Consider the following 26,769-nt stretch of genomic DNA (forward strand, 5'->3'; position numbering starts at 1 on the left):
AAAGCCATCAGCGGGTGAAATCGTCGATCACCGCCACGCCGGGGGGCATCGGGCCGTCGAAGGCGCGCAGTTCGGCGCTGGCGCCAGAGAGGGGCACGGTGCGGGCGATCAGCGGGGACATGTCCACCACGCCCCGCGTGATCAGGTCCAGCAGCGAGGGATAGCGCCAGGCGGGCATTCCGCGCGTGCCATAGACGGCAAGCTGCTTCATGTAGATGGCGTTCATATGGACCTCCATCCGTGCGGTATGGCCTGTGGGCAAGCCCACCTGAACATGCCGCCCCAGCGGGCGCAGGCAGTCGATGGAGGCATTGGCCGTGGCGGCGATCCCCAGCGCCTCGATCGAGACATGGGCGCCGCCGCCCGTCGCCTCCACGATCCGGGCGGCCACATCGCCCTCGCGGGCGTCGAAGGCGGCCTCGGCACCGAGCGACAGGGCATGGGACAGCTTCTCCGGCACCACATCCACGACCACGACCCGCGCGCCCAAAGCGCGGCCGAGGATCAGCGCCGACAGCCCGATCCCGCCCGTGCCATGCACCGCCAGCCATTCGCCCGCCCGCAGATCGGCGCGGCCCGTGAGCGCGTGCCAGGCGGTCGTCACCCGGCAACCCAGCCCCGCCGCAAGCACCGGCGAAATCGCCTCGGGCAGGCGGGCAAGGTTATGGGCACGGGGAACGGAGATGTATTGCGCATAGGCCCCCGGCTCGCCGAAACCCGGCACGCGCTGGGACTTGCAGATGGTGGACTGGCCAGCCTGGCAATCGGGGCATTGGCCACAGGCGAGGATGAAGGGCGCGATCACCCGGTCGCCGGGCTTCCAGCGGGCGAGCGGCCCGGCCTCGACCACCTCGCCGCAGTATTCATGGCCCGGAATCGCGCCTGGCTTGACCTTTGGATGTTCGCCCACCCAGCCGTGCCAGTCGCTGCGGCAGATGCCGCAGGCCAGCACCCTGAGCACCACCCCATCCGCCTCGCAGGCCGGATCGGGGACGGTGTCGATTTGCAGGTCTTCGCGATAGGCGGTCAGGATGGCGGCGCGCATGAGGTATCCCTTGTCAGGGGGTCAGCCAAGCATCCGGCGCGGGCTCTGGCTATGCCCGGGCCGACGCGCCGCCGTCGCAAGCAGGCCGCAGGGTCAGAGAATTTCGACCCGATAGCTTTCGATGACCGTATTGGCGAGAAGCTTTTCGCACATCGCCTTGACCTCGGCCTCAGCCTTCGCGCGATCCGTCTCCGCCAGATCAAGCTCGATCACCTTGCCCTGACGCACGCCCTCCACGCCGGCAAAGCCGAGCGTGCCCAGCGCGTGGCGCACGGCCTCGCCCTGCGGATCGAGAACGCCGTTCTTCAGCATGACGGTGACGCGCGCTTTCATCTTCATTCCCCGGCCAAGGTTCGCTTCGCCCTGCCATAGCGCCCTGCCCCTGCCGGGGCAAGGCGTCTGTCCGGCGATCGCCTCAGTTGATCAGCGTGGGCTTCGTCGGGTGGGTGACGTTGGAGGGCAGCACGCCCAGCCGCCGTGCCAGTTCGGTATAGACATCCGGCAGCGGGCCGGGATCGCGCGTCACGCCCTCGCGTTCCATCGATTCCGCCGCGCCGCGCAGGTCCCAGAGACGGCAGCTGTCGGGGCTGATCTCGTCGGCCACGATCAGGCGCATGTAATCGCCATCCCAGATGCGGCCCACCTCGATGCGGAAATCCGCCAGCCGGATGCCCACGCCCATCATCACGCCCGACAGGAAGTCGTTCACCCGCAGCGCCAGCGCCACGATATCATCCAGGTCCTGCTGGCTGGCCCAGTTGAAGGCGAAGATATGCTCTTCGCTGACCATGGGCGTGCCGAGCCTTTCGTCCTTGTAATAGTATTCCACGATCGGCCGCGGCAGCGGGGTGCCTTCGGGGATGCCAAGGCGGCTGGAGAGTTCGCCCGCGGCGAAGTTGCGCACCACCACCTCCAGCGGGATGATCTCGGCCATCCGGACCAGTTGTTCGCGCATGTTGAGGCGGCGGATGAAATGGGTGGGCACGCCGATGGCATTGAGCCCGGTCATGAAGAATTCCGACAGACGGTTGTTGAGCACACCCTTCCCTTCCACCGCCGCGGGGGCGGGGGTGGCTGGCGTCGGGGCGCTGTCATCCTTGAAATACTGGATCAGAGTGCCCGGCTCCGGCCCTTCATACAGGATCTTCGCCTTGCCCTCGTAAACCTTCTTGCGACGTGCCATGAATGCTCCGGTCAATGCACAAGGCGGGGCAACCCCGAGGGTTCCCCGCCTGCTTGCTGCGGCTATAGTCCAAGCGAACCCGTCCCGCAAGGCGGCAGACCCCTTGCCAGGACGGATGCGGCGGCTTCTGCCCATGGCTGCGCCCTCCCCTTGCGGCGGGCGCGGGCTGGGGGCATATGAAGAGGCAAGCCGAAACCGCAGCAAGGGGCCGCAGATGACCACCTTCGACGATCGTGAACATGCCTTCGAGGCCAAGTTCGCCCATGATGCCGACATGCAGTTCCGCGCCGAGGCGCGCCGCAACAAGCTGGTGGGTCTCTGGGCCGCGGGCCTGCTGGGAAAGACCGGCGACGCGGCGGCAGAATACGCGATGAGCGTGGTCAGCGCCGATTTCGAAGAGGCCGGGATCGAGGATGTTGTCCGCAAGGTCGCGGGCGATCTGGCGGGCAAGGCCAGCGCCGATGACGTCCGCGCCAAGATGGCCGAACTTCTGCCGGTCGCGAAGAAGCAGCTGATGGACGAACTCTGACGAACTCTGACGCAGGCTGGGCAGAATTGCCCAGCCTGCGCGCTGAAAGGCACCCTGCGGGGTGCCTTTTCCATGCCCCTGCCCGAATCTTGGCCCATGGCTCAAGATCATCATGCGGAATATCGAATTGCCTCATGGCCCAGCGCATGGCAGACGGAAGACGAGACCCCCAGGAAAAGGTGCCCCATGGCCGATGCGCTGACCGAGCTTCTCTCCACCCGCGACTGGCTGATGGCCGATGGCGCGACGGGGACGAACCTGTTCAACATGGGCCTGTCTTCGGGCGAACCGCCCGAACTCTGGAATGTCGATGAACCCGACAATATCCGCAAACTCTATCGCGGCGCGGTGGAGGCGGGGTCGGACATCTTCCTGACCAACACTTTCGGCGGCAACGCGGCGCGGCTGAAGCTACACAATGCGCAGGGGCGGGTGCGGGAACTCAACCGCGTCGGCGTGGCACTGGGGCGCGAGATCGCCGATGCCTCGGGGCGCAAGGTGGTGGTGGCCGGATCGGTCGGCCCGACGGGCGAGATTTTCGAACCGATGGGAAGCCTGACCCACAAGGACGCGGTAGAGATCTTCCATGAACAGATGGAAGGCATGAAGGAGGGCGGGGTCGATGTCCTCTGGATCGAGACGATCTCCGCCCCCGAGGAATATCGCGCGGCGGCCGAGGCGGCAAAGCTGGCCGGTCTGCCCTGGTGCGGGACCATGAGCTTTGACACTGCGGGGCGGACGATGATGGGCGTCACCTCTTCGGCGCTGGCCGATCTGGTGGAAAAGCTGCCCAATCCGCCCATCGCCTTTGGCGCGAATTGCGGGGTGGGCGCGTCCGACCTGATGCGCACGGTGCTGGGCTTTGCCTCCACCGGAACGGAACGCCCGATCATCGCCAAGGGCAATGCCGGGATTCCGAAGTATCACGATGGCCATATCCATTATGACGGCACGCCGGACCTGATGGCCGAATATGCCGTGCTGGCCCGCGATGCCGGGGTGCGGATCATCGGCGGCTGCTGCGGCACCATGCCCGAACATCTGCGCGCCATGCGCGCCGCGCTGGAAAGCCGCCCCAAGGGGCCGCGCCCGACGCTGGAGACGATCAGCGAAAAGCTGGGCGGCTTCTCCTCTGCCTCGGACGGGACGGGCGATGATGCGGGCGCACCCCGCCGCGAACGTCGTGGCCGCCGGGGCTGACCCGGCCCAATAGCGCCCTTGCACCCCGCCCCGCCCCGCCCTAAGAAGCGCGCGGAATTCGGGCCTTGCGGGGGGGATGCATGCCGCTTCTCGTGATGAAATTCGGGGGCACCTCGGTGGCCGATCTCGCGCGCATCGAGAATGCCGCGAAGAAGGTGCGGAAAGAGGTCGAGCGCGGCTATGACGTGATCGTCATCGTCAGCGCCATGTCGGGCGAAACCAACAAGCTTGTGGGTTACGTCGAAGGCACGTCCAAGCTTTATGACGCCCGCGAATACGATGCCGTCGTCGCCAGCGGCGAGAACGTGACCGCCGGGCTGATGGCGCTGCGGTTGCAGGAGATGGGCATTCCCGCGCGGAGCTGGCAGGGCTGGCAAGTGCCGATCCAGACCACGGCACAGCATGGCTCGGCCCGCTTCGTGGATATCCCCCGCGCCAATATCGACGCGAAATTCGCCGAAGGGTTCAAGGTCGCGGTCGTGGCGGGCTTCCAGGGCGTCAGCCCCGAAGGCCGCATCACCACGCTGGGCCGGGGCGGTTCCGACACCACCGCCGTCGCCTTTGCCGCCGCCTTCGGGGCGGAGCGCTGCGACATCTATACCGATGTGGACGGCGTCTATACCACCGACCCGCGCGTGTCGTCCAAGGCGCGCAAGCTGGACAAGATCGCCTTCGAAGAGATGCTGGAACTGGCCTCGCTGGGCGCGAAGGTCCTGCAAACCCGCTCGGTCGAACTTGCCATGCGCTACAAGGTGCGGCTGCGCGTGCTGTCGTCCTTCGAGGATACCGATGAAACGTCCGGCACCCTTGTGTGCGACGAGGAGGAAATCATGGAATCGAAAGTCGTCTCTGGCGTCGCCTTCTCGCGCGAGGAGGCCAAGATCACCCTCTTCACCATCGAGGATCGCCCCGGCGTCGCCTCGGCCATCTTCGGCCCGCTGGCCGATGCGGGCGTGAACGTGGACATGATCGTGCAGAACATCAGCGAAAAGGACTATGACGACGCCCATCCCGGCGCCGTCACGGACATGACCTTTTCCTGCCCGATCAATCAGGTGGACCGCGCCCGCAAGGCGATGGAGGATGCCAAGGCCGCGGGCCTGATCGGCTATGACGAGCTGATCGTCGATACCGATGTGGCCAAGGTATCGGTGGTGGGCATCGGGATGCGCTCGCATGCCGGCGTTGCGGCGAAGATGTTCAACGCTCTGGCGGCCGAAGGGATCAACATCAAGGTCATCTCCACCTCCGAGATCAAGATTTCCGTCCTGATCGACCGGAAATACATGGAACTGGCCGTGCAGGCCCTGCATGACGCCTTCGAGCTGGAAAAGGCTTAAGGCAGCAGCCGCGACAGCAGGGCCGCCAGCGGCCCTGCCTCATCCCCCAGCGGCGCACCAAGATGGCGCTGGATCGCCGGGCCATAGACCGCCCACATCCGACCCCGCATCGCACGCCCCGCATCCGTCACGCTGATAACCTGCCCGCGCCCGTCCCCCGCAAAAGGCGCGCGTGCGATCAGCCCCGCCCCTTCCATCCGGTCCAGCAGGCGCGACACGTTGTGCTGCGCCAGCAGAAGCCGCCCCTCAAGCTCCAACGGGCGCAGGGGTTCGCCCGCCCGCTCCAACTCCAAAAGCACGTCATACCATCCAAGCGGCGGCAGACCCGCCGCCTTCAACTCGGCCTCCACCGCGCCCAGCACCACGCGCTGCGCCCGGATCAGGCGCGCCCAGGCCGTGACGGCATCCTCTGTCGGTTCTTCGGTCATGCAGCCTGCCTAGCAGAAAGATGCAACTGCATCAACATTGACATCTAGATGCAAGTGCATCCATATAGATGCACCTACATCCAGAATCGGAACAAGCCCCATGCAACACGAACTTGCCAAACTTGCCGACATTCCCGAAACCGGCAGCATCCTTATCCCCTTCTTCGGGCGCGAAGTGCATGTCTTCCGCGCGGGCGGCGAACCCCGGGCCGTCGCCAATGCCTGCACCCATATCGGTGGCCCGCTGGAGTGCCGCGACGGGAAATTCATCTGCCCATGGCATGGCGCGACCTTCTCGATGGAAGACGGCGCGCGGCTGGATGGACCCGCCCCCGCAGGCAGCCGCCTGATGCGCCTGCCCACCCGCGTGATCGACGATGCGCTGGTCTATGTCTGGGGGCGGGACTGATGGAAAAGCTGACGCTCGTCTCCTTCGACCTCTGCCCCTATGTGCAACGCGCGGTGATCGTGCTGGCGGAAAAGGGCATCCCCTTCGACCGGATCGACATCGACCTTGCGGCAAAACCCGACTGGTTCCTGCGCCTGTCGCCCACGGGTCGCGTGCCGCTTCTGAAGGTGGGTGAGGAGGTGCTGTTCGAAAGCGCGGCCATCATCGAATACCTCGACGAAACCCACGGACCGCGCCTGCATCCCGAGGACCCCGTCACCCGCGCCCGGCACAGGGCGTGGATGGATCAGGGATCGGCCCTGCTGGGTGATCTCTGGACGCTGGAGACCACGAAGAATGCCGCAACCTTCGACGCCACCTGTGCCACTATCCGCACCCGCCTTGCCCGTTTGGCCGAGGCATTGGGGCATCGCACCTGGTTCGGCGGCGACAGCTTCTCACTGGTCGACGCCGTCTTCGCCCCTGCCTTCCGCTATTTCGACACGTTTGAAGTGGCGGCAGACCTGCACCTGATCCCTCCCGAACTGGCGGGCTGGCGCGCAAGGTTGGCCGCACGACCCTCCGTCAGGGGCGCTGTGGGGACGGACTACGCCGACCGCCTGCGCGCCTTCATCAAGCGGCAGGAGGGGGTCATGGCGACACGGATCGCGTGAAGCCGGTTTGTGCGGGGAAATCCGCACGTATTCCCGAAGCGTTCGGTCCCGTCCCCGCAGGGACGGGATTCCGCGTCGCAGGCTCTGTCCGCAGGTTGACAGGGGGTTCCGCAAGCCCCGGTCCTGTGGTCTAAAGACGGCAACAGGGACAAGAACAACCATGCCGGAACGGACCGAAAGCGAAAGCCGCAAGCTGCTGCGCCGGTTGCGCGACACGCTCGCCACCACCGGGGGCGGGCAGGACAGGCTCGACCGCATCACCCATCTGATCGCGGATTCGATGGGGACCGAGGTCTGTTCCATCTATCTCTTCCGCGACACCGACACGCTGGAACTTTGCGCCACCGAAGGGCTGAAGGCCGAGGCCGTCCACAAGACGCGGATGAAGCTGGGCGAAGGCCTCGTGGGCCGCGTCGCGCGCAGCGGCCTGCCGGTGAACACCGCCAATGCACCACAGGAAAAGGGCTTTCGCTACATGCCGGAAACGGGGGAGGAGCTCTATTCCTCCTTCCTTGGCGTGCCGATCCAGCGGGTCGGGGAAAAGCTCGGCGTGCTGGTCGTCCAGTCGCGGACGGCACGGGAGTTTTCGGAAGACGAGGTCTATGCCCTCGAAGTGGTGGCCATGGTTCTGGCCGAGATGACGGAACTGGGCGTCTTTGCCAGCGACAGCGACGGCATGCGGGCGCTGCACAAGCAATCGGTGATGATCCGGGGCGGCACCGGGCAGGAGGGCGCGGCCGAGGGGCGCGTCTGGCTGCACGAACCGCGCGTCGTCGTCACGAACCCCGTGGCCGACGATCCGCTGACCGAGATCGAGCGCATCCGCGCCGCCGTGGGCAAGCTGCGCGTATCGGTGGATGACCTTCTGTCGGCGGAAAGCCTCGACAAGGATCAGAAGGCGGTGCTCGAAGCCTATCGCATGTTCGCCAATTCGCGCGGCTGGCTGAAGCGCATGGAAGATGACATCGCCCGCGGCCTGTCGGCCGAGGCGGCGGTAGAGAAAGAGCAATCCGCCACCCGCGCCCGCCTGGAACAGGTGCCCGACGCCTATCTGCGCGAAAGGCTGCACGATCTGGATGACCTGTCGAACCGCCTTCTGCGCATCCTGACGGGACAGGGCACCGACACCGGCGCGACCATGCCCGAGAACCCGATCCTCGTGGCGCGCAACATCGGGCCTGCCGAACTGCTCGATTACGGGCGCAAGCTGAAGGGTGTGGTGCTGGAGGAAGGCTCCGTCGGCAGCCATGCCGCCATCGTGGCCCGCGCGCTGGCCATCCCCCTTGTCATCCATGCCGACCGCATCGTGACCGAGGCGCTGAACGGCGATCCCATCCTTGTCGATGGCGATCAGGGCATCGTCCATCTGCGCCCCGAGGAAACGGTCGCCCGCGCCTTCCGCGACAAGATCGCCATGCAGGCGGCGGCGCAGCAGCGCTATGCCAGCCTGCGCGGCCTTTCGGCGCAGTCGAAATGCGGGACGGTCACCGCGCTGATGATGAATGCGGGCCTGATGGCCGATCTGCCCAGCCTCGAAGGATCGGGCGCCGAGGGCGTGGGGCTGTTCCGCACCGAGTTGCAATTCCTCGTCCGCAACAAGATGCCCCAGCGGGCGGAACTGGCCGCCCTTTATGCCCGCGTGATGGATGCCGCGAAGGGCAAGCGGGTGGCCTTCCGCACGCTCGATATCGGGTCGGACAAGGTGCTGCCCTATATGAAGCCGCAGGATGAGCCCAACCCCGCGATGGGCTGGCGCGCGATCCGCGTGGGGCTGGACAAGCCCGGCGTGCTGCGGATGCAGTTGCAGGCACTGATCCGGGCGTCGAAAGGGCGCCCGCTGACGGTGATGTTCCCCTTCATCACGGAACTGTCGGAATTCACCACCGCCCGCGCGCAGGTCCTGCACGAGCTGGAGCGGGAAAAGGCGCTTGGCCACACGATCCCCGCACGGGTGGAGATCGGGGCAATGCTGGAAACCCCGAGCCTCGCCTATGCGCCGCGCGCCTTCTTCGAACTGACGGATTTCGTTTCCATCGGCGGCAACGATCTGAAGCAGTTCTTCTTCGCCGCCGACCGCGAGAATGAACGGGTGCGGCGGCGCTATGACACGCTGAACGTGTCCTTCCTGAACTTCCTGTCGCAGATCATCGCCCGCTGCGCCGAGACCGGCACCCCCCTGTCCTTCTGCGGCGAGGATGCCGGGCGGCCGATCGAGGCGCTGGCCTTCGCCGCGCTGGGGCTGCGGGCGCTGTCGATGCGGCCGGCCTCCATCGGGCCGGTCAAGGCGCTTCTGCGGCGGGTGGATCTGGGCGAGGCGCGGGCCGTGATCGACCGCGCCATCGCCGAGGGGGCGGAAACCGTCCGCCCCGCCCTGATGGCCTGGCTGGCGGATCAGCCCGAACAGCCCTAGTCGCGGGTCGAGCGGATCAGGTCGAGGATGCGCCGCGCCGCCTCGGGGATATTGGTTCCGGGCCCGAAGATCGCCTTGACTCCGTTGTCATAGAGGAACTGGTAATCCTGCTGCGGGATCACGCCCCCGCAGATGACGAGGATGTCTTCGGCCCCCGCATCCTTCAGCGCCTGCACCAGTTTCGGCGCAAGCGTCTTGTGCCCCGCGGCCTGGCTGGAAATCCCCACCACATGCACGTCATTGTCGATGGCATCCTGCGCCGCCTCTTCCGGCGTCTGGAACAGAGGGCCGACATCCACGTCAAAGCCGATATCGGCAAAGGCCGTGGCGATGACCTTCGCGCCCCGGTCATGGCCATCCTGCCCCATCTTGACGACCAGCATCCGGGGACGCCGCCCCTCGGCCTCGGCAAAGGCTTCCACGTCCTTCTGGATGCGGGCAAAGCCTTCGTCGCCCTCATAGGCCGACCCATAGACCCCGGCCAGCGTCTTCACCTCGGCCCTGTGCCGCCCGAACACCTTTTCCATCGCGTCCGAAATCTCCCCGACCGTGGCCCTTGCGCGGGCCGCCTCCACCGCTGCTTCCAGAAGATTGCCACCCTCGCTTGCGCGCCGGGTCAGCTCGGCCAGCGCCGCCTGCGCGCGGGCCTCGTCCCGCGCGGCGCGGGTCGCCGTCAGTCGGGCAATCTGCGCCTCGCGCACCGCCATATTGTCGATGTCGAGGATGTCGATGGGTTCTTCCTTGTCCTTGCGATACTTGTTCACCCCGACGATGACCTCTTCCCCCCGGTCGATCATCGCCTGCCGCCTTGCGGCGCTTTCCTCGATCCTGAGCTTGGGCATCCCCGTCGCGACGGCCTTGGTCATGCCGCCCATCGCCTCGACCTCTTCCATCAGCTTCCACGCCTCGTCGGCAAGCTGCGCGGTCAGTGCCTCGACATAGTAGGATCCTGCCAGCGGATCGACGACCTTGGTCACCCCCGTCTCTTCCTGAAGGATCAACTGGGTGTTCCGCGCGATCCGCGCCGAAAACTCCGTCGGCAGGGCAATCGCCTCGTCCAGCGCGTTGGTGTGCAGCGATTGCGTCCCGCCCAGCACCGCCGCCATCGCCTCATAGGCCGTGCGGATGACGTTGTTGTAGGGGTCCTGCTCCTGCAAGGAGACACCGCTCGTCTGGCAATGCGTCCGCAGCATCAGGGATGACGCCTTCTTCGCCCCAAACCCTTCCATGATCCGGTGCCAGAGCATCCGCGCCGCGCGCAGCTTGGCCGCCTCCATGAAGAAGTTCATCCCGATGGCGAAGAAGAAGGACAGCCGCCCCGCGAAGTCATCCACATCCATCCCCCGCGCCAGCGCGGCGCGGACATATTCCCGCCCGTCGGCCAGCGTGAAGGCCAGTTCCTGCACGAGGTTCGCCCCCGCCTCCTGCATGTGATAGCCGGAGATGGAGATGGAATTGAACTTCGGCATCTCCTTCGCGGTGAATTCGATGATGTCCGCGATGATCCGCATCGAAGGTTCGGGCGGGTAGATATAGGTGTTGCGGACCATGAACTCCTTCAGGATGTCGTTCTGGATGGTCCCTGACAGATCGGCGCGCGAAACCCCCTGCTCCTCCCCGGTCACGATGAAATTCGCGAGGATCGGGATCACCGCGCCATTCATCGTCATCGACACGCTGACCTTCTCCAGCGGGATGCCGTCGAAAAGGATCTTCATGTCCTCGACGCTGTCGATGGCCACGCCCGCCTTGCCCACATCGCCCAGCACGCGGGGATGGTCGCTGTCATAGCCGCGATGGGTGGCCAGGTCGAAGGCGACCGATACCCCCTGCTGCCCGGCGGCCAGCGCCTTGCGGTAGAAGTTGTTCGATTCCTCGGCGGTGGAAAACCCCGCATATTGCCGGATGGTCCAGGGGCGGCCCGCATACATCGTGGCCCGCACCCCCCGCGTGAAGGGCGCCAGCCCCGGCAATTCACCCATCTGGGGCAGCCCCGCCACATCGGCAGCGGTGTAAAGCGGCTTGACCGCGATCCCTTCCAGCGTGTTCCAGGTCAGGCTGTCAGGGTCCGCGCCCTTGAGTTCCTTGGCGGCCAGCGCGCGCCATCTGGACAGGTCTTCCGACATCTTTCTTCCTTCCATCACGCCAGTGTGGGCACCCGGCATATCCCTTGGGTTTTCAGGCCCCTGCCCTATATTGGGGGCAAAGGGGAACCGCATGAAAACGCTTCGATCCTTGCTTCTCGCGGCCGTGCTGCCGCTGTCTTCGATGGCCGCCGCGCAGGAGGCGGGCGGTTTCCTTCCCAATCAGGCGGCCGATGTCGTTCTGGGCGACCTGCTTTATGTCAAGCGGCCCATCGCCGTCTTTGCCGACAGCCCCAACGACCCGAATTTCATCCGGCAGATGGAACTTCTGGCCCGCGATCCCAAGGCGCTGGAAAGCCGCGATGTGATCGTGGTGGTGGACACCGATCCCGAGGCGCGCAGCGAATGGCGCCAGAAACTGCGTCCGCGCGGCTTTTCCCTCGTCCTGATGGACAAGGACCTGAAGCCCGTCATCCGCAAACCCCTGCCCTGGGAGGTGCGCGAGATTTCGAACGCCATCGACAAGTTCCCGCTGCGCCGGCAGGAAATCCAGCAGGGCGCCGGACTGGGCATGGGGGGATGACCCCCCTGCCCTATCGCCCCCCGGACGGGCGGGCGGTCCTGACGATTGGCGGGCGCAGAAGGGCATCGCTCACTCGAATTCCATGATCACGTCATCCACCTTCAAGCTTGCCCCGGCGGATGCGGCGATCTTCTTCACCACCCCCCGCCGTTCGGCCTTCAGGATGTTCTCCATCTTCATGGCCTCCACCGTCGCCAGCGCCTGCCCCTCCTGCACCTCGTCGCCCTCGGCCACGTTGATCTTCACCACCAGCCCCGGCATCGGGCAGAGCAGGAATTTCGACGTGTCGGGGGGCAGCTTTTCGGGCATCAGCAGCGAAAGCTGATGCTGGCGCGGGCTGCGCACGAAGCATTTCAGATCCGCGCCGCGCACCCGCAGGCGAAAGCCCATCGGCACCTTGCCCACTTTCAGCACCAGCGGCGCGCCGTCCACTGTCAGGCGGGCCAGTTGCTGGCCCGGCGTCCAGTCGCTTTCCACCCGATGCGCGATGCCCTCGGCAAAGGTGACGGTCGATCCGGCCTTGTCGGCGGCGATAGTCACGGGGAAGCTTTCGCCCTGAAGGCTGACCACCCAGTCATCGCCCACCCGGCGCTGATGGTTGTCCATCGTGCCGGAAATCCGCGTGCGCCGGATTTCCGCCACCCGGTTCATCGCCGCCGCCGCCGCCGCCACGCGGCGCAGCATGGCCGCATCCAGCGCCACCCCGTTGAAGCCTTCGGGATATTCCTCGGCGATGAAGGCCGTGGTGATGTTCCCGCTGGTGAAACGCGGATGGTCCATCACCGCCGAACAGAAGGGCAGGTTATGCCCGATCCCCTCCACCTCGAACGTGTCCAGCGCCAGCCGCATCTCCTCGATCGCCGCCGCGCGGGTTTCGCCCCAGGTGCAGAGCTTGGCGATCATCGGGTCGTAATACATCGAAATCTCGCCGCCCTCATAGACGCCGGTATCGTTGCGCACGATCCCGCCGCGCGCCGTCTTGCCCTCGACCGGGGGACGATAGCGCGTCAGACGGCCGATGGAGGGCAGGAAGTTCCGATACGGGTCTTCGGCGTAGAGGCGGCTTTCCATCGCCCAGCCGTTGATCTTAAGGTCGGATTGCCGGAAAGGCAGCGGCTCGCCCGCCGCCACGCGGATCATCTGTTCCACCAGATCGACGCCGGTGATCAGTTCGGTGACGGGATGTTCCACCTGCAACCGGGTGTTCATCTCAAGGAAATAGAAGTTGCGGTTGCCATCCACGATGAATTCCACCGTGCCGGCGCTGGTATAGCCCACCGCACGGGCCAGGGCGCAGGCCTGTTCGCCCATCGCCTTGCGCGTCGCCTCGTCCAGGAAGGGCGACGGCGCCTCTTCGATCACCTTCTGGTTCCGGCGCTGGATCGAACATTCCCGTTCGTGCAGATAGACATAGTTGCCATGCTTGTCGGCCAGCACCTGAATCTCGATATGCCGAGGCTGGGTCACGAATTTCTCGATGAAGATGCGGTCATCGCCAAAGCTCGCCGCCGCCTCGTTCTTGGACGACTGGAACCCCTCTGCCGCCTCCTGATCGTTCCAGGCGATGCGCATCCCCTTGCCACCGCCGCCCGCCGATGCCTTGATCATCACCGGATAGCCGATCTGGCGGGATATTCTCACCGCCTCCTCGCTGTCGGCGATCAGGCCCATATAGCCCGGCACGGTCGAAACCCCCGCCTCCTGCGCCAGTTTCTTCGAGGTGATCTTGTCCCCCATCGCCTCGATCGCCGGGCTGGGCGGGCCGATGAAGACGACGCCCTCCTTTTCCAGCGCCGCCGCGAAATCCATCCGCTCGGACAAGAAACCGTAACCGGGATGCACGGCTTCGGCCCCCGTGGCGCGGATCGCCTCCATGATCTTGTCGATCACGATATAGGACTGGTTCGCCGGCGGCGGCCCGATATGCACCGCCTCATCCGCCATCTTGACGTGCAGCGCATTGCGGTCGGCATCGGAATAGACGGCAACCGTCTGGATGCCCATCTTCCGCGCGGTCTTGATGACGCGGCAGGCAATCTCGCCCCGGTTGGCGATCAGGATCTTCTTGAACATCTCTCTCCCCTTCCACCGCGCCCGGGCCGGGGCGCGGAAATGACAAGGGCCACCGGGGCGTGCTGCCCCGATGGCCCGTTGCGATGCGTGTCAGGCCGCCCGATGGCGGCCGTCAGATCAGTAGCGGCGGCAGGGCGGCAGCCCCGGCAGACCGCAGGATGCGGCACCGGCAAGCGCGCCAAGGGCCGCGCCCGCGACCATGTTTTCATCCATTGCGTCAGCAATGGCCGCCCCGGCGACGGCGCCGCCAAGGCCGCGCTCGGTCGGGGTGGACATGCAGCCCGAAAGGGTGGTGGTCGCAAGGGCGAGAATGACAAGATACTTATGCATGGCTCGATGCCTCTCTGGGTTGTCGTTGCGGCATGTTCTACCGCATGCCACATATCATGAAAGAGGAAAGCGTCAGCTTCCAGCCTCCCCTCCACCGCATCGGCGGTTGTGCGCGCATCGGGCCGCGCCGGGAAAAGGCCCGGCCTGCCCCGCAGGGGCGAAGGCCGGGTAAAGGCGGAAGGGGTACAGTCACGGCAGTCTCTGCAAGGGCAGAGGCGGGGGCCAAGGGACCGGGACCCCGCATGGGGGAAAGCCTGACCGAACGATCCTGCCGTGACAACGATCATCGCCGCCCTCTGTGACGGCTGTGCGAAACCCTGCCAGATGCGCGGAACGATCGGCGAATGCATGCCTACCTCTCGTCCTCGTCGTCGAAATCCCCGGTAAAATCATCGTCATCAAAGCCGAAATCGGGGGCATCGGCGGCGAAGATTTCGGGAAAGCTCGCTTCGGCGCGCTTGCGGTCGATCCTGAGCAGCGCGTCATAGGAACAGGGGTCGAACGGGTCTTCGGCCGGCACCACCTCGCGCCCGAAGAGCCAGCTCAGCCGCCCCGCATCCAGATTGCCCCGTTCAAAGGGCTCTTCCCCGAACTGCGCCCAAAGCGCCGCCATGAAGCCCTGATCGGCCATCCGGTCGGCATGCTTGCGGTCCTTGAACCGCTCGCGCCGGACGATCTTGGTCGCGCCATCCTTCTTGTTGGCGCGGCGGATGGTGAACTGGAAATCTGTGCCGGGAAGGCGGCCCGGAAAGCCGCGATGTTTCAGCATGGTCTGCCCCTGTCGATGCCAAGGGGCGCGTCATGGCCGATCAGACGCCCGGCGTCAAACCGGACGGCAGACAGAATAAGGGCGGGCCGGGGCGCATCCGCCCCGCAGGCCCGCCCAGATTCATTACTTGTATTTGCCGGTGTAGGTGGGTTCGGTCGAAACCGGTTCTTCCACGTAAACGACTTCTTCTTCCTTGGCGGCGCAAGCCGCGACAAAGGCGACCATGCAAAGGGCCAGCAGGGTCTTCGTGCTCTTCGACATCCTCTACTCCTATTTTCTTGGAGGGTCGGGTCTGACGACAAGCCGCCATCCCGCCCTCGATGCGAGGCATAGGCCGCTTGGGTTCGGCCTGAGGGCACCTTAGCGGAAAAAACCGGGAAAGGACACGCAAGCGAAGCCAAGTTGTCGGCCTGTGGCACTGCTACATCACGCAAGGGCGCGGCGGCAAGAGGCTTGGCCATGGCATAGGCGGACATCAGAACATCTCCCACTGACAGGCGCCGTCCTCGATCCGGTAGGATTCGAAGTATTGCACCGCCTCGGGGGCTGCCTCGCCGAAGGGGACCGCGACATCGGAAAGCGAGATGACGATCTGCGCGGGGGCAGGGCCGAACTCCGCCACCCGCGGCAGGGCATAGCTGTCGCAGAGATACTGCATCGCCTCGCTCGCCGCCTCGAATTCCAGCCCGCCACCGGGCGCGATGGCCGGGGTGACAAAGCGGAAGCGCAGCGCCATCCCCTCGGGCCCCGGCACGTTCCAGATGACGTCCTGAAGCACCGCCTCATGCCCGGAGGGCAGCACGACCACCTCGCCCGCGCCATCAACCACCTGCGGCCCCTCTTGCGCGGGGACCGGCAGCGCAAGCAGCGCGGCAAAAGGCAGGATCAGGACGGGGCGGCGCATCTTCGGGCCTTCAGAGCGGGATGTTGTTGTGCTTCTTCCAGGGCGTTTCCTGCCGCTTGTTGCGCAGGCTGGCAAAGGCGCGGGCAACACGGCGGCGGGTGGAATGGGGCATGATCACCTCGTCGATGAAGCCCTTCTCGGCGGCAACAAAGGGATTGGCAAAGCGGTCCTCGTAATCCTTCACCCGCGCGGCGATCTTTTCCTTGTCGGACAATTCGCTGCGGTAAAGGATTTCCACCGCGCCCTTCGCGCCCATCACGGCCACCTCGGCGGTGGGCCAGGCATAGTTGAAATCGCCCCGCAGATGCTTGGACGACATCACGACATAGGCCCCGCCATAGGTCTTGCGCGTCAGAACCGTGACCTTCGGCACCGTCGCCTCGCCATAGGCAAACAGCAGCTTCGCGCCATGCTTGATGACGCCGGCATATTCCTGCCCCGTCCCCGGCAGGAAGCCCGGCACATCGACCAGCGTCAGGATCGGGATCTCGAAAGCATCGCAGAAGCGCACGAAACGCGCGGCCTTGCGGCTGGCGTCGATATCGAGGCAACCCGCCAGAACCATCGGCTGGTTCGCCACCACGCCCACCGTCTGGCCTTCCAGCCGCACGAAACCGGTGATGATATTGCCCGCGAATTCCTTCTGGATCTCGAAGAAATCGCCCTCGTCGGCGATCTTCAGGATCAGTTCCTTCATGTCATAGGGCTGGTTCGGATTGTCCGGCACCAGCGTATCAAGGCTCATCTCCACCCGCGCCGGATCGTCGAAGAAGGGCCGCACCGGCGCCTTCTCGCGGTTGTTCAGTGGCAGGAAGTCGAACAGCCGCCGGGTTTCGGCGATCAGTTCCACGTCATTCTCATAGGCCCCGTCCGCCACCGAGGATTTCTTGGTATGGGTCGTGGCCCCGCCCAGTTCCTCGGCCGTCACATGCTCATTCGTCACGGTCTTCACCACGTCAGGACCGGTGACGAACATGTAGGAGGAATCCTTCACCATGAAGATGAAGTCGGTCATCGCCGGGGAATAGACCGCCCCCCCGGCGCAAGGCCCCATGATGAGGCTGATCTGCGGCACCACGCCCGAGGCCATGATATTGCGCTGGAACACCTCGCCATAGGCGGCGAGCGAGGACACGCCCTCCTGAATCCGCGCCCCGCCCGAGTCGTTCATCCCGATGACCGGCGCGCCGTTCTGGATGGCCATATCCATGATCTTGCAGATCTTCGCGGCATGGGTTTCCGACACCGAACCGCCCAGCACGGTGAAATCCTGCGAAAAGACATAGACCATGCGGCCGTTGATCGTGCCCCAGCCGGTGACCACGCCGTCGCCGGGATGCTTCGTCTCTTCCATCCCGAAATCGGTGCAGCGGTGCTGCACGAACATGTCGAATTCCTCGAAGCTGCCCTCGTCCAGCAGCAGGTCGATCCGCTCCCGCGCCGTCAGCTTGCCCTTGGCATGCTGCGCCTCGACCCGGCGCGCACCGCCCCCGGCACGGGCCACGGCACGGCGGTCTTCCAGTTCTTGCAGGATATCCTTCATCGGCGCTCTCCCCCCGAATTTCGCGGGAACATAGCGGGGCGGGCGGGGCTGTCCAAAGGGAGTCTGGCATATTTGCAAATTATTGGCAGATCACATACCGCAAATTGCGATACTGCAAATCACTCGCCTTCGCCACAGCGGCGCGCTAGAACCGCCCGGCGCAGCGCCCGCCCCTACCCAAGCCCTTCATTTTCTGTCCGGAAACATCCACGGATGGGTCCGGGGGGCCGTCGGCCCTCCCGGGGTCGCCCCCTCTGCGCGCCGCCCGAGACGAAGCCAGACCCAGCGAGGCCATCATGTCGCAACTTCCCGTCCCCGTCGTCACCATCGGCCTTCTGCTGGCCTCGAACATCTTCATGACCTTCGCCTGGTACGGGCATCTGAAATACAAATCCGCCTCGCTCGTACTGGTGATCCTTGCGAGCTGGCTCATCGCCCTGCCGGAATATGCGCTGCAAGTGCCCGCCAACCGCATCGGGCATGGCCATTTCTCGGCCGCCGAACTCAAGACGATACAGGAGGTCATCACCCTGTCGGTCTTTGCCGTCTTCTCCGTCCTCTATCTGAAGGAACCGCTGGGATGGAACCATGCGCTGGGTTTCGGTTTCATCGCGCTGGGGGCCTTCTTCATCTTCCACAAATGGGCGTGAGCTGCACAGCCCCCACCGCACAGTCCCCTGTGCATCCCCGCCATGGACTTCCCTGCCGGTCCGGCGTAGCGCTGACCCATCATGACCGGCTCCCGCTTTCTTGACCGCCGCACGCCCCCCCATATTGCCACGCTCATCATGCTGGCGGGGCTGTCCGCGCTGACGATGAACATCTTCCTGCCGTCGCTGCCCGGCATGGCGGCATGGTTCGATGCGCCCTATGCCCTCATGCAGCTTTCGGTCGCGCTCTACCTCGCGCTTTCCGCCGTGTTGCAGATCGTCATCGGCCCCGTGTCCGATCGGTTCGGGCGCCGCAAGGTGCTGCTCGTGTCGCTGGTCCTTTTCCTGATCGCCACCGTCGGAACGCTGATCGCCCCCGATGCCGCCACCTTCCTTGCCTTCCGCATGGCGCAGGCGGTCATCGCGGCCGGCATGGTGCTGTCCCGCGCCGTGGTGCGCGACATGGTGCCGGATGCGCAGGCGGCCAGCATGATCGGCTATGTCACCATGGGCATGTCGATCGTGCCAATGATCGGCCCGGTCATCGGCGGGGTGCTGGACGAACAGTTCGGCTGGCAAGCGAATTTCGCGCTGCTGCTGATCCTTGGCACCGCCACGCTGGCGCTGGTCTGGGTCGATCTGGGAGAAACCGCAACGCCGCGCCGCATCAGCCTGATGCAGCAGATCCGCACCTATCCGGGCCTGCTGACCTCGCGCCGTTTCTGGGGCTATGTCGGCTGCGCGAGTTTCACCTCGGGCTCCTTCTTCGCCTATCTGGGCGGTGCGCCCTATGTCGGCAACGTGGTCTTCGGCCTGTCTTCCTCCGAGGTGGGCCTGCTCTTCGCCATCACCGCCGTCGGCTATGCAGCCGGCAACTTTGTCGCCGGCCGTTTCTCCGTGCGCGTGGGCATGAACCGCATGGTGCTCTGGGGGACGCTGGTCTGCATCGCGGGCCTTGGCGCGCTGACGCTGGTCACGCTGGCGGGCGTGCATTCCCCCTATGTCTTCTTCGGCTTCACCCTCGCCCTTGGCCTTGGCAACGGGATGACCCTGCCGAATGCCAATGCCGGGATGCTGTCGATCAAGCCCGAGCTTGCAGGCACCGCCTCGGGCCTTGGCGGGGCGATCCAGATCGGCGGCGGCGCGGCGCTGGCGGCACTGGCCGGGGCGCTGCTGACCGAAGGCGCGACCGAGATGCCGCTGGTCCTCTTGATGCTGGCCTCTTCGGTCTGTGCGCTGTTCTCGATCCTCGCGGTGATCCGGCGGGCCAGGGCCCTCGGCCTTTCGGCCTGAGGCCTCCCTCTTGACGCACCCCTTTTGCAAAGCGGATAACCCGCTTTGCAAACGGAGGCCGCCATGCCCACCCAGAAACTCTATGCCGGGGCCAAGCTGCGCGAAATCCGCGCCCGCCTGTCGCTGACCCAGAAATCCTTTGCCGACAAGCTGGGCGTGTCCCTGCCCTATCTGAACCAGATGGAAAACAACCACCGCCCCGTCTCGGCCGCCGTGGTGCTGGCCCTGGCGCAGGAATTCGGGCTGGACGTGACCGAACTGACAGTTGGGGAATCCGAACGGCTTGTCTCGGACATGCGCGAGGCGCTGGCCGATCCCGTTTTCGCGCAGGCCGCCCCGCCGCTCGCCGATCTGCGCCTTGCCGCCTCCAATGCCCCCGCACTGGCCCGCGCCTTCCTCGACCTGCACCGCGCCTATCGGCAAAGCCATGAACGCCTCGCCTCGCTGGACGAGGCGCTGGGGCGCGAAGACGCCGCCCTGCGCCCCTCGCCCTGGGAAGAGGTGCGCGATTTCTTTCACTATTGCGACAATTACATCGACGCCGTGGACCGGGCAGCCGAACATTTCGCAGCCCCCGGAGGCGTGCTGTCCGACATTGCGCGCAGCGCCGCCGCCGCGCTGGAAAAGCGCGGCATCACGCTGGCCTTCACCGACCAGACCGAAACCCGCCGCTACGATCCGGCAAGCAAGCGGCTGACCCTGTCCAACCGCACCGCCGCCCCGACCCAGCGCTTCCAGTTGCTGCTCCAGGTGGCGCTTCTCACCCAGAACGACCTGATCGAGGCAACGCTCGACCTTGCCCGTTTCGCTACGCCCGAGGCGCGGGATATCGCCAAGATCGGGCTGGCCAATTACTTTGCCGGGGCGGCCCTCCTGCCCTATCGCGCCTTTCAGGCGGCGGCGCTGGAAACACGGCACGATCTGGAACGGCTGGCCGATCTTTTCGGCGCTTCCATCGAACAGGTGGCGCACCGGCTTTCCACCCTGCAAAGGCCGGGCGCGAAGGGCATCCCCTTCTTCTTCGTCCGCGTCGATCAGGCCGGCACGATCACCAAGCGCCACTCCGCCACACGCCTGCAATTCGCCCGTTTCGGCGGGGCCTGTCCCCTGTGGAACGTCCATCGCGCCTTTGAAACGCCGGGCCAGTTCCTGCGCCAGCTTGCCGAAACCCCGGATGGCGTGCGCTATCTCTGCCTTGCGCGCGACGTGTCGAAACCCGGCGGGGCCTTCCTCGCCCCGGTCAAGCGCTATGCCATCGGTCTGGGCTGCGAGGTGCAGCATGCGGCGCAACTCGTTTATGCCGATGGGCTGGACCTCAAGGGCCATTTCGAACCGATCGGCATCTCCTGCCGCATCTGCGAACGCCCCGCCTGCCATCAACGGTCTGTCCCGCCGCTGGAACGCCGCCTGAAGGTGGACCCGGATCGTCGCGGCCTGCTGCCCTACGAGATCGCGGAATGACACAGGCCCCGGATCGCGCCGGGGCCTGCTCCGGGCCATCCCGGCTGTCAGACGGCCAGCATCCGCGAAATGTCGTCCTTCAGTTTCATCCTGGTCCGGCGCAACTCCGACTCATGTTCCGACGACAACACGTCCAGCCGCGTCTCGGCCCGATGCACGGCACGGTTCACGGCGTGATATTCGTCCACCAACCGCGCGAAATGGGCATCCTTCGCCTTAAGCGCATGGATCGCCTGCACCTTTTCGGGGAAATCCTCGTAAAGGTCATGGGGGGTATTCGACATGGGTCTTCTCCTTCGCGTCGTTTCGTCCCGACCTTAGGAAGGTTGCGGCAAGCCCGCCTTGACCTTGGTCAAGTTCAGCGCGCCGCGCGGCGAAAGCCTGCCGCCCGCGCCTCGGCCTCGGTGCAGAACCAGGCCTCTCCGGCCCGTTCATTGATGCGTGTCGCCTCGTAATCCGCCTGCCCCGGCAGGTGATAGATGCGCTTGCCGCTGCGCCCGATATTGCCCTTGATCACGCATTTGTCCGCAGGGATCGGATCGACGCCCCGCCCCTCGGCCCGGTACTGTTCCGGCTGCACATAGGTCGAGGTCCAGAGCCCCAGCCCCTCGGACCGCGCCGCCGCCTCGGCATTCACATAGCGGCCCGAATAGCGGCGATAGGCGATGGCCATGCCCTCGCGCACCATCAGCGCCGCGACATCCTCGCCCCCGGCTGTGCAGGTGGCCACGTTGCGGCCATAGCGGTCAATGTCCTGCACCGCGCAGGCCAGACGCTGGCGCCCGACAATCTCGGCCAGCCTGTCGCGCGCCGCCTGACCACAGGCCCAGCGTCGCCCCGACTGGTCGCAGTGCTGATCAAGTTCCGGCGCGTCGATCCCGAAAAGCCGGACCTTCTGCCCTGCCACCTCCAGCGTGTCGCCATCCACGGCACGGGCGCGGCCCGTCAACTCCATCGCCGGCGCCGCAAGCGGCAGCATCAGCGCCACCAGAACGAGAAGGGAACGAAACGTTAATGCCATACCCCGATGTCCCCCGCGAAAGCGGCGAAATCAAGGTTAACATTAACACTTCCTTAATTGGTTAAGCACAAAGCGCGAACATCACCGCTGCGCCGTGCGCCAGTTCGGGTTGATCCAGGGTTCCTGATTGGAGCGCGACAGCGGCGCGCGGCCCAGCAGGTGGTCGGCAGCCTTTTCCCCCACCATGATCGAGGGCGCATTCAGATTGCCGTTGGTCACCTGCGGAAAGATGGAACTGTCGGCCACGCGCAGCCCCTCCACCCCGATCACCCGGCATTCCGGATCGACCACGGCCATCGGATCGTCGCGCCGCCCCATCCGGGCCGTGCCGCAGGGGTGATAGGCGCTTTCCACATGCTCGCGGATGAACTCGTCAAGCTGCGCATCCGTCTGCACGCCCGCGCCGGGCTGGATCTCGTGCTTCACGAATTCCGCCATCGCGGGCTGGGCGAAGATCTCGCGCGTGAGGCGGATGCAGGTGCGGAAATCCTCCCAGTCGTCGGGGTGGGACATGTAGTTGAACTGGATCCTCGGCGCGACGCGGGGATCGCCCGAGCGCAGCGTGACCGCCCCGCGCGACTTCGACCGCATCGGTCCCACATGCGCCTGGAAGCCATGCCCTTCGGCACTGGCCTTGCCGTCATAGCGCACGGCGATGGGCAGGAAGTGATACTGGATATCCGGATACTCCACCCCGGGCTTCGACCGGATGAAGGCGCAGGCCTCGAACTGGTTCGACGCGCCCAGCCCCTTGCGGGTAAACAGCCACTGCGCCCCGATCACCGCCTTGCCCCAGAGGTTCCAGTATTTGTAAAGCGTGATGGGCTTCTTCGACGCGAATTGCAGGTAAAGCTCCAGATGATCCTGGAGGTTCGCCCCCACCCCGGGCCGATCCGCCACCACCTCGACCCCATGCTCCCGCAGATGCGCCGCCGGACCGATGCCCGACAGCATCAGGATCTTCGGCGTGTTGATGGACGAGGCCGACACGACCACCTCATAGCGCGCGGCGATCACCTCGATCCTTCCGCCGCGCTCCACCTCTACCCCTGTCGCCTTGCCGTTCTCGATCACCACGCGGCGGGCCAGGGCGCGGACAACCTCCACATTCCCCTTCTTCATCGCGGGTTTCAGATAGGCATTGGCGGCAGACCAGCGTTGCCCGTTGAAGATCGTCGCCTCCATCGGGCCAAAGCCTTCCTGCTGCTGCCCGTTGTAATCGCGCGTCACCGGATAGCCCGCCTGTTCGCCCGACCGGATGAAGGCCTCGAACAAGGGATTCTCGCGCGGCCCCCGCGTCACATGCAGCGGGCCGTTTGCGCCCCGCCAGGCCGGATCGCCGCCATCGCCCTGCCCGTGCCAGTTTTCCATCCGCTGGAAATAGGGCAGCACATCGGCATAGGCCCAGCCCTGCGCCCCCAGTTCGGCCCAGGTGTCGAAATCCCGCGCATGGCCGCGCACATAGACCATCCCGTTGATGCTTGACGACCCGCCGATCACCTTGCCGCGCGGCGTGGCCAGCACGCGCCCGCCCAGATGCGGCTCTGGCTCGGTATGAAAGCCCCAGTCATACATCGCCATGTTCATCGGATAGGACAGGGCGGCGGGCATCTGGATGAACGGCCCCGCATCCGTGCCGCCATGTTCGATCACGATCACCCGCGCCCCGGCCTCGCCCAGACGATAGGCCATGGCCGACCCGGCCGACCCCGCCCCGATGATCACGAAATCCGCCTGCATGTCCCCGGCCCTTCCCTTAGCCCTGCATCCGTGCCGCCCGCGCAAGGCATTCGGCAAAGCGGTCAAAGGCGATGTTCCCGCCCGAGGCGATGACCAGCACCACCTTCCCCGCCACCGGCACCACGCCCGCCAGCACAGCCGCCAGCGCCACCGCCCCCGACGGTTCCAGCACCAGCTTCAACTCCTCGAAGGCGCGCGCCATCGCGCGCACCACCGGCCCATCCCCGACCGACACGCCCTGAACACCGCCCGCCTGACAGGCCGCCAGCGTGGCAACCCCCGGCATCGGCGCCTGCAAGGCATCGCAGAGCGTGGGGCCGCCCGGCGCCGCGACCCTCGCTCCCGCCCGCAGGGACCGGCCCATGCCGTCATGCCCCTCCGGCTCCACGCCCCAGATCGCCACATCGGGATGCGCCGCCCGCACCGCGAGCGACACCCCGCCCATCAGGCCGCCGCCGCCCACGGGGCTGGCCACCACCTCGGGCATCGCCCCAGCCTCGGCCATCTGGGCCAGCGCCTCCAGCGCCGTGGTCCCTTGCCCCGCCACAACATCCGCATCGTCGAAAGGATGCAGCAGCGTCAGACCCCGCGCCTCCGCCAGGTCCCGCGCCAGCGCCGCCGCCACCACCTCGCGCGGGGCGTCGCCATGATGCGACAGCACCACCTCCGCCCCCAGCGCCTCGGTCGCGCGCCGCTTGCTGGCAGGCGCATCCACCGGCATCACGATGGTCACCGGGACTGAAAGTTCGCGCCCCGCCGCCGCCAGGCCTTGCGCGAAATTGCCCGATGAAAAGGCCACCACGCCCCGCGCCCGCGCCGCATCATCCAGTTGCATCAGCCGCCACAGCGCCCCGCGCAGCTTGAAGGACCCGGTCCGCTGCAACCCCTCCGCCTTCACGAAAAGCCGCGCCGCGCCGGACTCCTGCGCCAGCACCGGCGATTCAAGCAAAGGCGTCTCGCGCACGACATTGCGCACCCCCCGCAGGGCGGCGGCGATCCGGTCCGGCGACGGCAAATCGCCGGGGCGCAGAGAGGGCAGGTCAGTATGGGGCATCCACCGGCCCCATGCCCACATAGACCGATTTCACCTGCGTATAATGCTCCACCGCCGCGCGCCCGTTCTCGCGCCCGACACCCGACATCTTGGACCCGCCGAACGGCCCTTCCACCGGCGTCAGGTTATAGGCGTTGATCCAGCAGGTTCCCGCCTCCAGCCGCGCAATCACCCGATGCGCCCGCGTCAGGTCCGCCGTGAACACCCCTGCCGCCAGACCGAATTCGGTGTCATTGGCCCGCGCGACGACCTCCTCCTCCGTCTCGAAATCCAGCACCGCCATCACCGGGCCGAACACCTCTTCCCGCGCCAGCTTCATGGCGTCGGTCACATCGGCAAAGACCGTGGGCTGCACGAAGAACCCCGTGTTCAGCGCCGCCCGGTCGCCACCGCAGACCAGCCGCGCGCCTTCCGCCTTGGCCGTGGCGATATAGCCCAGCACCTTTTCCATTTGCGCCGCACTGACCAGCGGCCCCATCTGCGTGGCAGGGTCCAGCGGATCGCCCAGGGTGATCCCGGCTGTCCGCGCGGCCAGCCGCTCAAGGAAACGCGCCTTGATCCCCTTCTGGACAAAGACCCGCGTGCCGTTGGAACAGACCTGCCCGGTGGAATAGAAATTCCCCAGCATGGCCGCCCCCACCGCATCCTCGACCGAGGCATCGTCAAAGACGATCAGGGGCGACTTGCCGCCCAGTTCCATCGTCACATGCCGCACGCCATCCGCCGCCGCGGCATAGACCCGCCGCCCCGTCGGCACCGACCCGGTCAGCGATACCTTGGCCACGCGCGGATCGGTCACCAGCGCCGCCCCCACCGCGCCGCGCCCCTGCACCACGTTGAACAGCCCCGGCGGAAGCCCCGCCTCGACGAAGATTTCCGCCAGTTTCAGCGCACCAAGCGGCGTCACCTCCGACGGCTTGAACACCATCGCATTGCCGAGCGACAGCGCCGGCGCCGCCTTCCAGCAGGCGATCTGGCTGGGATAGTTCCAGGCCCCGATGCCCACGCAAACCCCCAGCGGTTCCCGGATGGTATAAACAAAGTCGCGCCCCAGCGGGATCGTCTCGCCCGTCACCGTCGGCGCAAGCCCCGCGAACCATTCCAGACTGTCCGCCCCGCTCGGCCAATCCGCGACCAGCGTCTCCTGAATCGGCTTGCCGGTATCCAGCGTTTCCAGCCGCGCCAGGTCATCGCCCCGGTCGCGGATGATCTCGGCCGCGCGGCGCAGGATGCGCGCCCGCTCCACCGGTTTCATCGCCGCCCATGCGCCCTGCGCCCGGCGGGCCGAGGCCAGCGCCGCCTCCACCACCGCCGCCGTCGCCTCATGGACGACCGCGATCACCTCGCCCGTGGCGGGATAGACCACCTCGACCGGCGCGCCCGCCTTGTCCTCCAGATAGGCGCCATCGACGAAATGGCTGGCCTTGGGTTGCGCGATCATGCGGTCTTTCCCTTCAGTTGCACGTTCAGATAATCCAGCGCCGTCTGCACCGCCGCGCCCGCATCGGGCGGCCCGGATTTCAGCACCTCGCGCAGGTAAAGCCCGTCGATCAGCGCCCCCAGCCCTTCCGCGATCTCGGAGGCCCGCCCCCCGGCAAGCGGCCGCAGACAGGCCAGAAGATTGGACCGCAGCCGCCCCTGATAGATCGCCAGCAGCCGCTTCGCCTCTGGCACCGTCTGCGCCAGCACGTAGAAATTCAGCCAGGCCCCCACCACCTCGCGCCGGAAGTTCCCGGCGCTGAAGCTCGCCGCAAGGATGGCCCTGAGCCGCGCCTCCGGCCCCTCCGCCACCGCCAGCGCGCCCCGCACCTCGGCCCCGTAAAGCGTCAGGACATGGCGCATCGCGGCCAGGAAAATCTCTTCCTTCGATCCGAAATAGTGATGCGCCAAGGCGCTCGACATGCCCGCGCGCTTGGCGATCTGGCTGACCGTGACATCCAGCGAGCCGACACGCCCGATCTCGCTGATCGTTGCTTTGACCAGCGCCGCCTTTCGGATAGGCTCCATTCCAAGCTTCGGCATGTCCGGTTCGGCGTCCTGAGAAAATGCTTGCCAAACCGAATAAGC

At 66.1% G+C, this 26,769-nt stretch carries 27 protein-coding genes; 10 read left to right on the plus strand and 17 right to left on the minus strand.

Translation table 11 applies throughout. The annotated features are described in order from the left end of the window. Positions 1-7: 7 nt before the first annotated feature. The 3 genes from C0V75_RS11335 to C0V75_RS11345 form a co-directional block, all read right to left on the minus strand. Positions 8-1,045: a zinc-binding dehydrogenase gene (locus tag C0V75_RS11335; RefSeq protein WP_101921047.1), complete on the minus strand. Its 1,038-nt coding sequence runs from the start codon at positions 1,043-1,045 to the stop codon at positions 8-10. 93 nt (positions 1,046-1,138) lie between these two features. Beyond that, on the minus strand, positions 1,139-1,378 hold the full coding sequence (purS, locus tag C0V75_RS11340; protein WP_101921293.1) for a phosphoribosylformylglycinamidine synthase subunit PurS: 240 nt from the start codon (positions 1,376-1,378) through the stop codon (positions 1,139-1,141). 82 nt (positions 1,379-1,460) lie between these two features. Then, positions 1,461-2,228, minus strand: coding sequence for a phosphoribosylaminoimidazolesuccinocarboxamide synthase (locus tag C0V75_RS11345; protein WP_101921048.1), 768 nt, complete (start codon positions 2,226-2,228; stop codon positions 1,461-1,463). A 214-nt stretch (positions 2,229-2,442) separates the two neighbouring features. Between C0V75_RS11345 and C0V75_RS11350 the strand changes: the two genes are divergently transcribed. The 3 genes from C0V75_RS11350 (at position 2,443) to C0V75_RS11360 (ending at position 5,297) form a co-directional block, all read left to right on the plus strand. Next, positions 2,443-2,757 carry a DUF1476 domain-containing protein gene (locus C0V75_RS11350; RefSeq protein ID WP_101921294.1) on the plus strand — a complete coding sequence of 105 codons (315 nt, stop codon included), beginning with the start codon at positions 2,443-2,445 and terminating at the stop codon, positions 2,755-2,757. Positions 2,758-2,943: 186 nt separating this feature from the next. Beyond that, entirely contained in the window at positions 2,944-3,957 is a 1,014-nt protein-coding gene (gene bmt, locus C0V75_RS11355; RefSeq protein WP_101921049.1) for a betaine--homocysteine S-methyltransferase, read from the plus strand. 80 nt (positions 3,958-4,037) lie between these two features. Next, positions 4,038-5,297 (plus strand): aspartate kinase, encoded by a 1,260-nt coding sequence (locus C0V75_RS11360; protein WP_101921050.1) that lies wholly within the window; start codon positions 4,038-4,040, stop codon positions 5,295-5,297. On the opposite strand, the gene C0V75_RS11365 is transcribed toward C0V75_RS11360, so the two are convergent. Continuing rightward, a complete protein-coding gene (locus C0V75_RS11365; RefSeq protein ID WP_101921051.1) occupies positions 5,294-5,725 on the minus strand; it encodes a MarR family winged helix-turn-helix transcriptional regulator in 432 nt (143 codons plus the stop codon). The genes C0V75_RS11360 and C0V75_RS11365 overlap by 4 nt on opposite strands. 100 nt (positions 5,726-5,825) lie before the next feature. Between C0V75_RS11365 and C0V75_RS11370 the strand changes: the two genes are divergently transcribed. The 3 genes from C0V75_RS11370 to ptsP all read left to right on the plus strand — a co-directional run bounded on the left by C0V75_RS11370 (position 5,826) and on the right by ptsP (position 9,197). Continuing rightward, positions 5,826-6,134, plus strand: coding sequence for a Rieske (2Fe-2S) protein (locus tag C0V75_RS11370; RefSeq protein WP_101921295.1), 309 nt, complete (start codon positions 5,826-5,828; stop codon positions 6,132-6,134). Continuing rightward, on the plus strand, positions 6,134-6,787 hold the full coding sequence (locus tag C0V75_RS24190; protein WP_216821444.1) for a glutathione S-transferase family protein: 654 nt from the start codon (positions 6,134-6,136) through the stop codon (positions 6,785-6,787). The genes C0V75_RS11370 and C0V75_RS24190 overlap by 1 nt, the downstream gene beginning before the upstream one ends. Positions 6,788-6,947: 160 nt before the next feature. Continuing rightward, complete coding sequence (gene ptsP, locus C0V75_RS11380) at positions 6,948-9,197, plus strand: phosphoenolpyruvate--protein phosphotransferase (protein WP_101921052.1); 2,250 nt, start codon at positions 6,948-6,950, stop codon at positions 9,195-9,197. Here the strand turns inward: ptsP and scpA are convergent. Beyond that, positions 9,194-11,323 carry a methylmalonyl-CoA mutase gene (gene scpA, locus C0V75_RS11385; protein WP_101921053.1) on the minus strand — a complete coding sequence of 710 codons (2,130 nt, stop codon included), beginning with the start codon at positions 11,321-11,323 and terminating at the stop codon, positions 9,194-9,196. The genes ptsP and scpA overlap by 4 nt on opposite strands. Positions 11,324-11,414: 91 nt before the next feature. On the opposite strand from scpA, the gene C0V75_RS11390 reads away from it, so the two are divergent. Then, a complete protein-coding gene (locus C0V75_RS11390; RefSeq protein ID WP_101921054.1) occupies positions 11,415-11,864 on the plus strand; it encodes a DUF4174 domain-containing protein in 450 nt (149 codons plus the stop codon). Between the two features lie 69 nt (positions 11,865-11,933). Here C0V75_RS11390 and C0V75_RS11395 read toward each other — a convergent pair whose 3' ends face one another. From C0V75_RS11395 to C0V75_RS11420, 6 genes are all read right to left on the minus strand, one after another. Further along, entirely contained in the window at positions 11,934-13,937 is a 2,004-nt protein-coding gene (locus C0V75_RS11395; RefSeq protein WP_101921055.1) for an acetyl/propionyl/methylcrotonyl-CoA carboxylase subunit alpha, read from the minus strand. Between the two features lie 117 nt (positions 13,938-14,054). Then, positions 14,055-14,267: a hypothetical protein gene (locus C0V75_RS11400; protein WP_101921056.1), complete on the minus strand. Its 213-nt coding sequence runs from the start codon at positions 14,265-14,267 to the stop codon at positions 14,055-14,057. Between the two features lie 352 nt (positions 14,268-14,619). Continuing rightward, on the minus strand, positions 14,620-15,036 hold the full coding sequence (locus C0V75_RS11405) for a hypothetical protein (protein WP_101921057.1): 417 nt from the start codon (positions 15,034-15,036) through the stop codon (positions 14,620-14,622). A 123-nt stretch (positions 15,037-15,159) separates the two neighbouring features. Further along, on the minus strand, positions 15,160-15,297 hold the full coding sequence (locus C0V75_RS11410) for a hypothetical protein (protein ID WP_101921058.1): 138 nt from the start codon (positions 15,295-15,297) through the stop codon (positions 15,160-15,162). Positions 15,298-15,511: 214 nt separating this feature from the next. Beyond that, a complete protein-coding gene (locus C0V75_RS11415; protein WP_254216443.1) occupies positions 15,512-15,940 on the minus strand; it encodes a DUF6497 family protein in 429 nt (142 codons plus the stop codon). A gap of 10 nt (positions 15,941-15,950) precedes the next feature. Continuing rightward, the gene (locus C0V75_RS11420; protein WP_101921059.1) at positions 15,951-17,483 is read right to left on the minus strand and encodes an acyl-CoA carboxylase subunit beta; all 1,533 of its coding nucleotides are present in this window, start codon (positions 17,481-17,483) and stop codon (positions 15,951-15,953) included. A gap of 296 nt (positions 17,484-17,779) precedes the next feature. Between C0V75_RS11420 and C0V75_RS11425 the strand changes: the two genes are divergently transcribed. From C0V75_RS11425 to C0V75_RS11435, 3 genes are all read left to right on the plus strand, one after another. Then, complete coding sequence (locus C0V75_RS11425; protein ID WP_101921060.1) at positions 17,780-18,133, plus strand: DMT family protein; 354 nt, start codon at positions 17,780-17,782, stop codon at positions 18,131-18,133. Positions 18,134-18,214: 81 nt separating this feature from the next. Next, on the plus strand, positions 18,215-19,426 hold the full coding sequence (locus C0V75_RS11430) for a multidrug effflux MFS transporter (RefSeq protein WP_101921061.1): 1,212 nt from the start codon (positions 18,215-18,217) through the stop codon (positions 19,424-19,426). Positions 19,427-19,489: 63 nt separating this feature from the next. After that, entirely contained in the window at positions 19,490-20,887 is a 1,398-nt protein-coding gene (locus C0V75_RS11435) for a short-chain fatty acyl-CoA regulator family protein (protein WP_101921062.1), read from the plus strand. Positions 20,888-20,934: 47 nt separating this feature from the next. On the opposite strand, the gene C0V75_RS11440 is transcribed toward C0V75_RS11435, so the two are convergent. The 6 genes from C0V75_RS11440 to betI all read right to left on the minus strand — a co-directional run bounded on the left by C0V75_RS11440 (position 20,935) and on the right by betI (position 26,724). Next, a complete protein-coding gene (locus C0V75_RS11440) occupies positions 20,935-21,171 on the minus strand; it encodes a YdcH family protein (RefSeq protein ID WP_101921063.1) in 237 nt (78 codons plus the stop codon). Positions 21,172-21,245: 74 nt separating this feature from the next. Then, a complete protein-coding gene (locus C0V75_RS11445) occupies positions 21,246-21,908 on the minus strand; it encodes a thermonuclease family protein (RefSeq protein WP_101921064.1) in 663 nt (220 codons plus the stop codon). Between the two features lie 81 nt (positions 21,909-21,989). Next, on the minus strand, positions 21,990-23,648 hold the full coding sequence (gene betA, locus C0V75_RS11450) for a choline dehydrogenase (RefSeq protein WP_101921065.1): 1,659 nt from the start codon (positions 23,646-23,648) through the stop codon (positions 21,990-21,992). A 16-nt stretch (positions 23,649-23,664) separates the two neighbouring features. Further along, on the minus strand, positions 23,665-24,702 hold the full coding sequence (locus tag C0V75_RS11455) for a threonine/serine dehydratase (RefSeq protein ID WP_158241832.1): 1,038 nt from the start codon (positions 24,700-24,702) through the stop codon (positions 23,665-23,667). After that, on the minus strand, positions 24,689-26,143 hold the full coding sequence (gene betB / locus C0V75_RS11460; protein WP_101921067.1) for a betaine-aldehyde dehydrogenase: 1,455 nt from the start codon (positions 26,141-26,143) through the stop codon (positions 24,689-24,691). The genes C0V75_RS11455 and betB overlap by 14 nt, the downstream gene beginning before the upstream one ends. Beyond that, entirely contained in the window at positions 26,140-26,724 is a 585-nt protein-coding gene (betI, locus tag C0V75_RS11465) for a transcriptional regulator BetI (RefSeq protein ID WP_101921068.1), read from the minus strand. The genes betB and betI overlap by 4 nt, the downstream gene beginning before the upstream one ends. Positions 26,725-26,769 lie beyond the last annotated feature (45 nt).

Source organism: Tabrizicola sp. TH137 (assembly GCF_002855575.1).
In the GTDB taxonomy this organism is placed as follows: Bacteria; Pseudomonadota; Alphaproteobacteria; order Rhodobacterales; family Rhodobacteraceae; genus Paragemmobacter.

What these genes read in the sequence shown, in the direction of transcription:
- C0V75_RS11415 (WP_254216443.1), bottom strand. Translation starts at nt 15,940, where the DNA reads ATGCGCCGCCCCGTCCTGATCCTGCCTTTTGCCGCGCTGCTTGCGCTG.
- C0V75_RS11345 (WP_101921048.1), bottom strand. Translation starts at nt 2,228, where the DNA reads ATGGCACGTCGCAAGAAGGTTTACGAGGGCAAGGCGAAGATCCTGTAT.
- purS (WP_101921293.1), bottom strand. Translation starts at nt 1,378, where the DNA reads ATGAAAGCGCGCGTCACCGTCATGCTGAAGAACGGCGTTCTCGATCCG.
- C0V75_RS11445 (WP_101921064.1), bottom strand. Translation starts at nt 21,908, where the DNA reads ATGGCATTAACGTTTCGTTCCCTTCTCGTTCTGGTGGCGCTGATGCTG.
- C0V75_RS11455 (WP_158241832.1), bottom strand. Translation starts at nt 24,702, where the DNA reads ATGCCCCATACTGACCTGCCCTCTCTGCGCCCCGGCGATTTGCCGTCG.
- betA (WP_101921065.1), bottom strand. Translation starts at nt 23,648, where the DNA reads ATGCAGGCGGATTTCGTGATCATCGGGGCGGGGTCGGCCGGGTCGGCC.
- C0V75_RS11435 (WP_101921062.1), top strand. Translation starts at nt 19,490, where the DNA reads ATGCCCACCCAGAAACTCTATGCCGGGGCCAAGCTGCGCGAAATCCGC.
- C0V75_RS11390 (WP_101921054.1), top strand. Translation starts at nt 11,415, where the DNA reads ATGAAAACGCTTCGATCCTTGCTTCTCGCGGCCGTGCTGCCGCTGTCT.
- C0V75_RS11400 (WP_101921056.1), bottom strand. Translation starts at nt 14,267, where the DNA reads ATGCATAAGTATCTTGTCATTCTCGCCCTTGCGACCACCACCCTTTCG.
- C0V75_RS24190 (WP_216821444.1), top strand. Translation starts at nt 6,134, where the DNA reads ATGGAAAAGCTGACGCTCGTCTCCTTCGACCTCTGCCCCTATGTGCAA.
- C0V75_RS11335 (WP_101921047.1), bottom strand. Translation starts at nt 1,045, where the DNA reads ATGCGCGCCGCCATCCTGACCGCCTATCGCGAAGACCTGCAAATCGAC.
- C0V75_RS11425 (WP_101921060.1), top strand. Translation starts at nt 17,780, where the DNA reads ATGTCGCAACTTCCCGTCCCCGTCGTCACCATCGGCCTTCTGCTGGCC.
- C0V75_RS11405 (WP_101921057.1), bottom strand. Translation starts at nt 15,036, where the DNA reads ATGCTGAAACATCGCGGCTTTCCGGGCCGCCTTCCCGGCACAGATTTC.
- C0V75_RS11360 (WP_101921050.1), top strand. Translation starts at nt 4,038, where the DNA reads ATGCCGCTTCTCGTGATGAAATTCGGGGGCACCTCGGTGGCCGATCTC.
- C0V75_RS11395 (WP_101921055.1), bottom strand. Translation starts at nt 13,937, where the DNA reads ATGTTCAAGAAGATCCTGATCGCCAACCGGGGCGAGATTGCCTGCCGC.
- C0V75_RS11370 (WP_101921295.1), top strand. Translation starts at nt 5,826, where the DNA reads ATGCAACACGAACTTGCCAAACTTGCCGACATTCCCGAAACCGGCAGC.
- scpA (WP_101921053.1), bottom strand. Translation starts at nt 11,323, where the DNA reads ATGTCGGAAGACCTGTCCAGATGGCGCGCGCTGGCCGCCAAGGAACTC.
- C0V75_RS11410 (WP_101921058.1), bottom strand. Translation starts at nt 15,297, where the DNA reads ATGTCGAAGAGCACGAAGACCCTGCTGGCCCTTTGCATGGTCGCCTTT.
- betI (WP_101921068.1), bottom strand. Translation starts at nt 26,724, where the DNA reads ATGCCGAAGCTTGGAATGGAGCCTATCCGAAAGGCGGCGCTGGTCAAA.
- C0V75_RS11420 (WP_101921059.1), bottom strand. Translation starts at nt 17,483, where the DNA reads ATGAAGGATATCCTGCAAGAACTGGAAGACCGCCGTGCCGTGGCCCGT.
- ptsP (WP_101921052.1), top strand. Translation starts at nt 6,948, where the DNA reads ATGCCGGAACGGACCGAAAGCGAAAGCCGCAAGCTGCTGCGCCGGTTG.
- C0V75_RS11350 (WP_101921294.1), top strand. Translation starts at nt 2,443, where the DNA reads ATGACCACCTTCGACGATCGTGAACATGCCTTCGAGGCCAAGTTCGCC.
- C0V75_RS11440 (WP_101921063.1), bottom strand. Translation starts at nt 21,171, where the DNA reads ATGTCGAATACCCCCCATGACCTTTACGAGGATTTCCCCGAAAAGGTG.
- bmt (WP_101921049.1), top strand. Translation starts at nt 2,944, where the DNA reads ATGGCCGATGCGCTGACCGAGCTTCTCTCCACCCGCGACTGGCTGATG.
- betB (WP_101921067.1), bottom strand. Translation starts at nt 26,143, where the DNA reads ATGATCGCGCAACCCAAGGCCAGCCATTTCGTCGATGGCGCCTATCTG.
- C0V75_RS11430 (WP_101921061.1), top strand. Translation starts at nt 18,215, where the DNA reads ATGACCGGCTCCCGCTTTCTTGACCGCCGCACGCCCCCCCATATTGCC.
- C0V75_RS11365 (WP_101921051.1), bottom strand. Translation starts at nt 5,725, where the DNA reads ATGACCGAAGAACCGACAGAGGATGCCGTCACGGCCTGGGCGCGCCTG.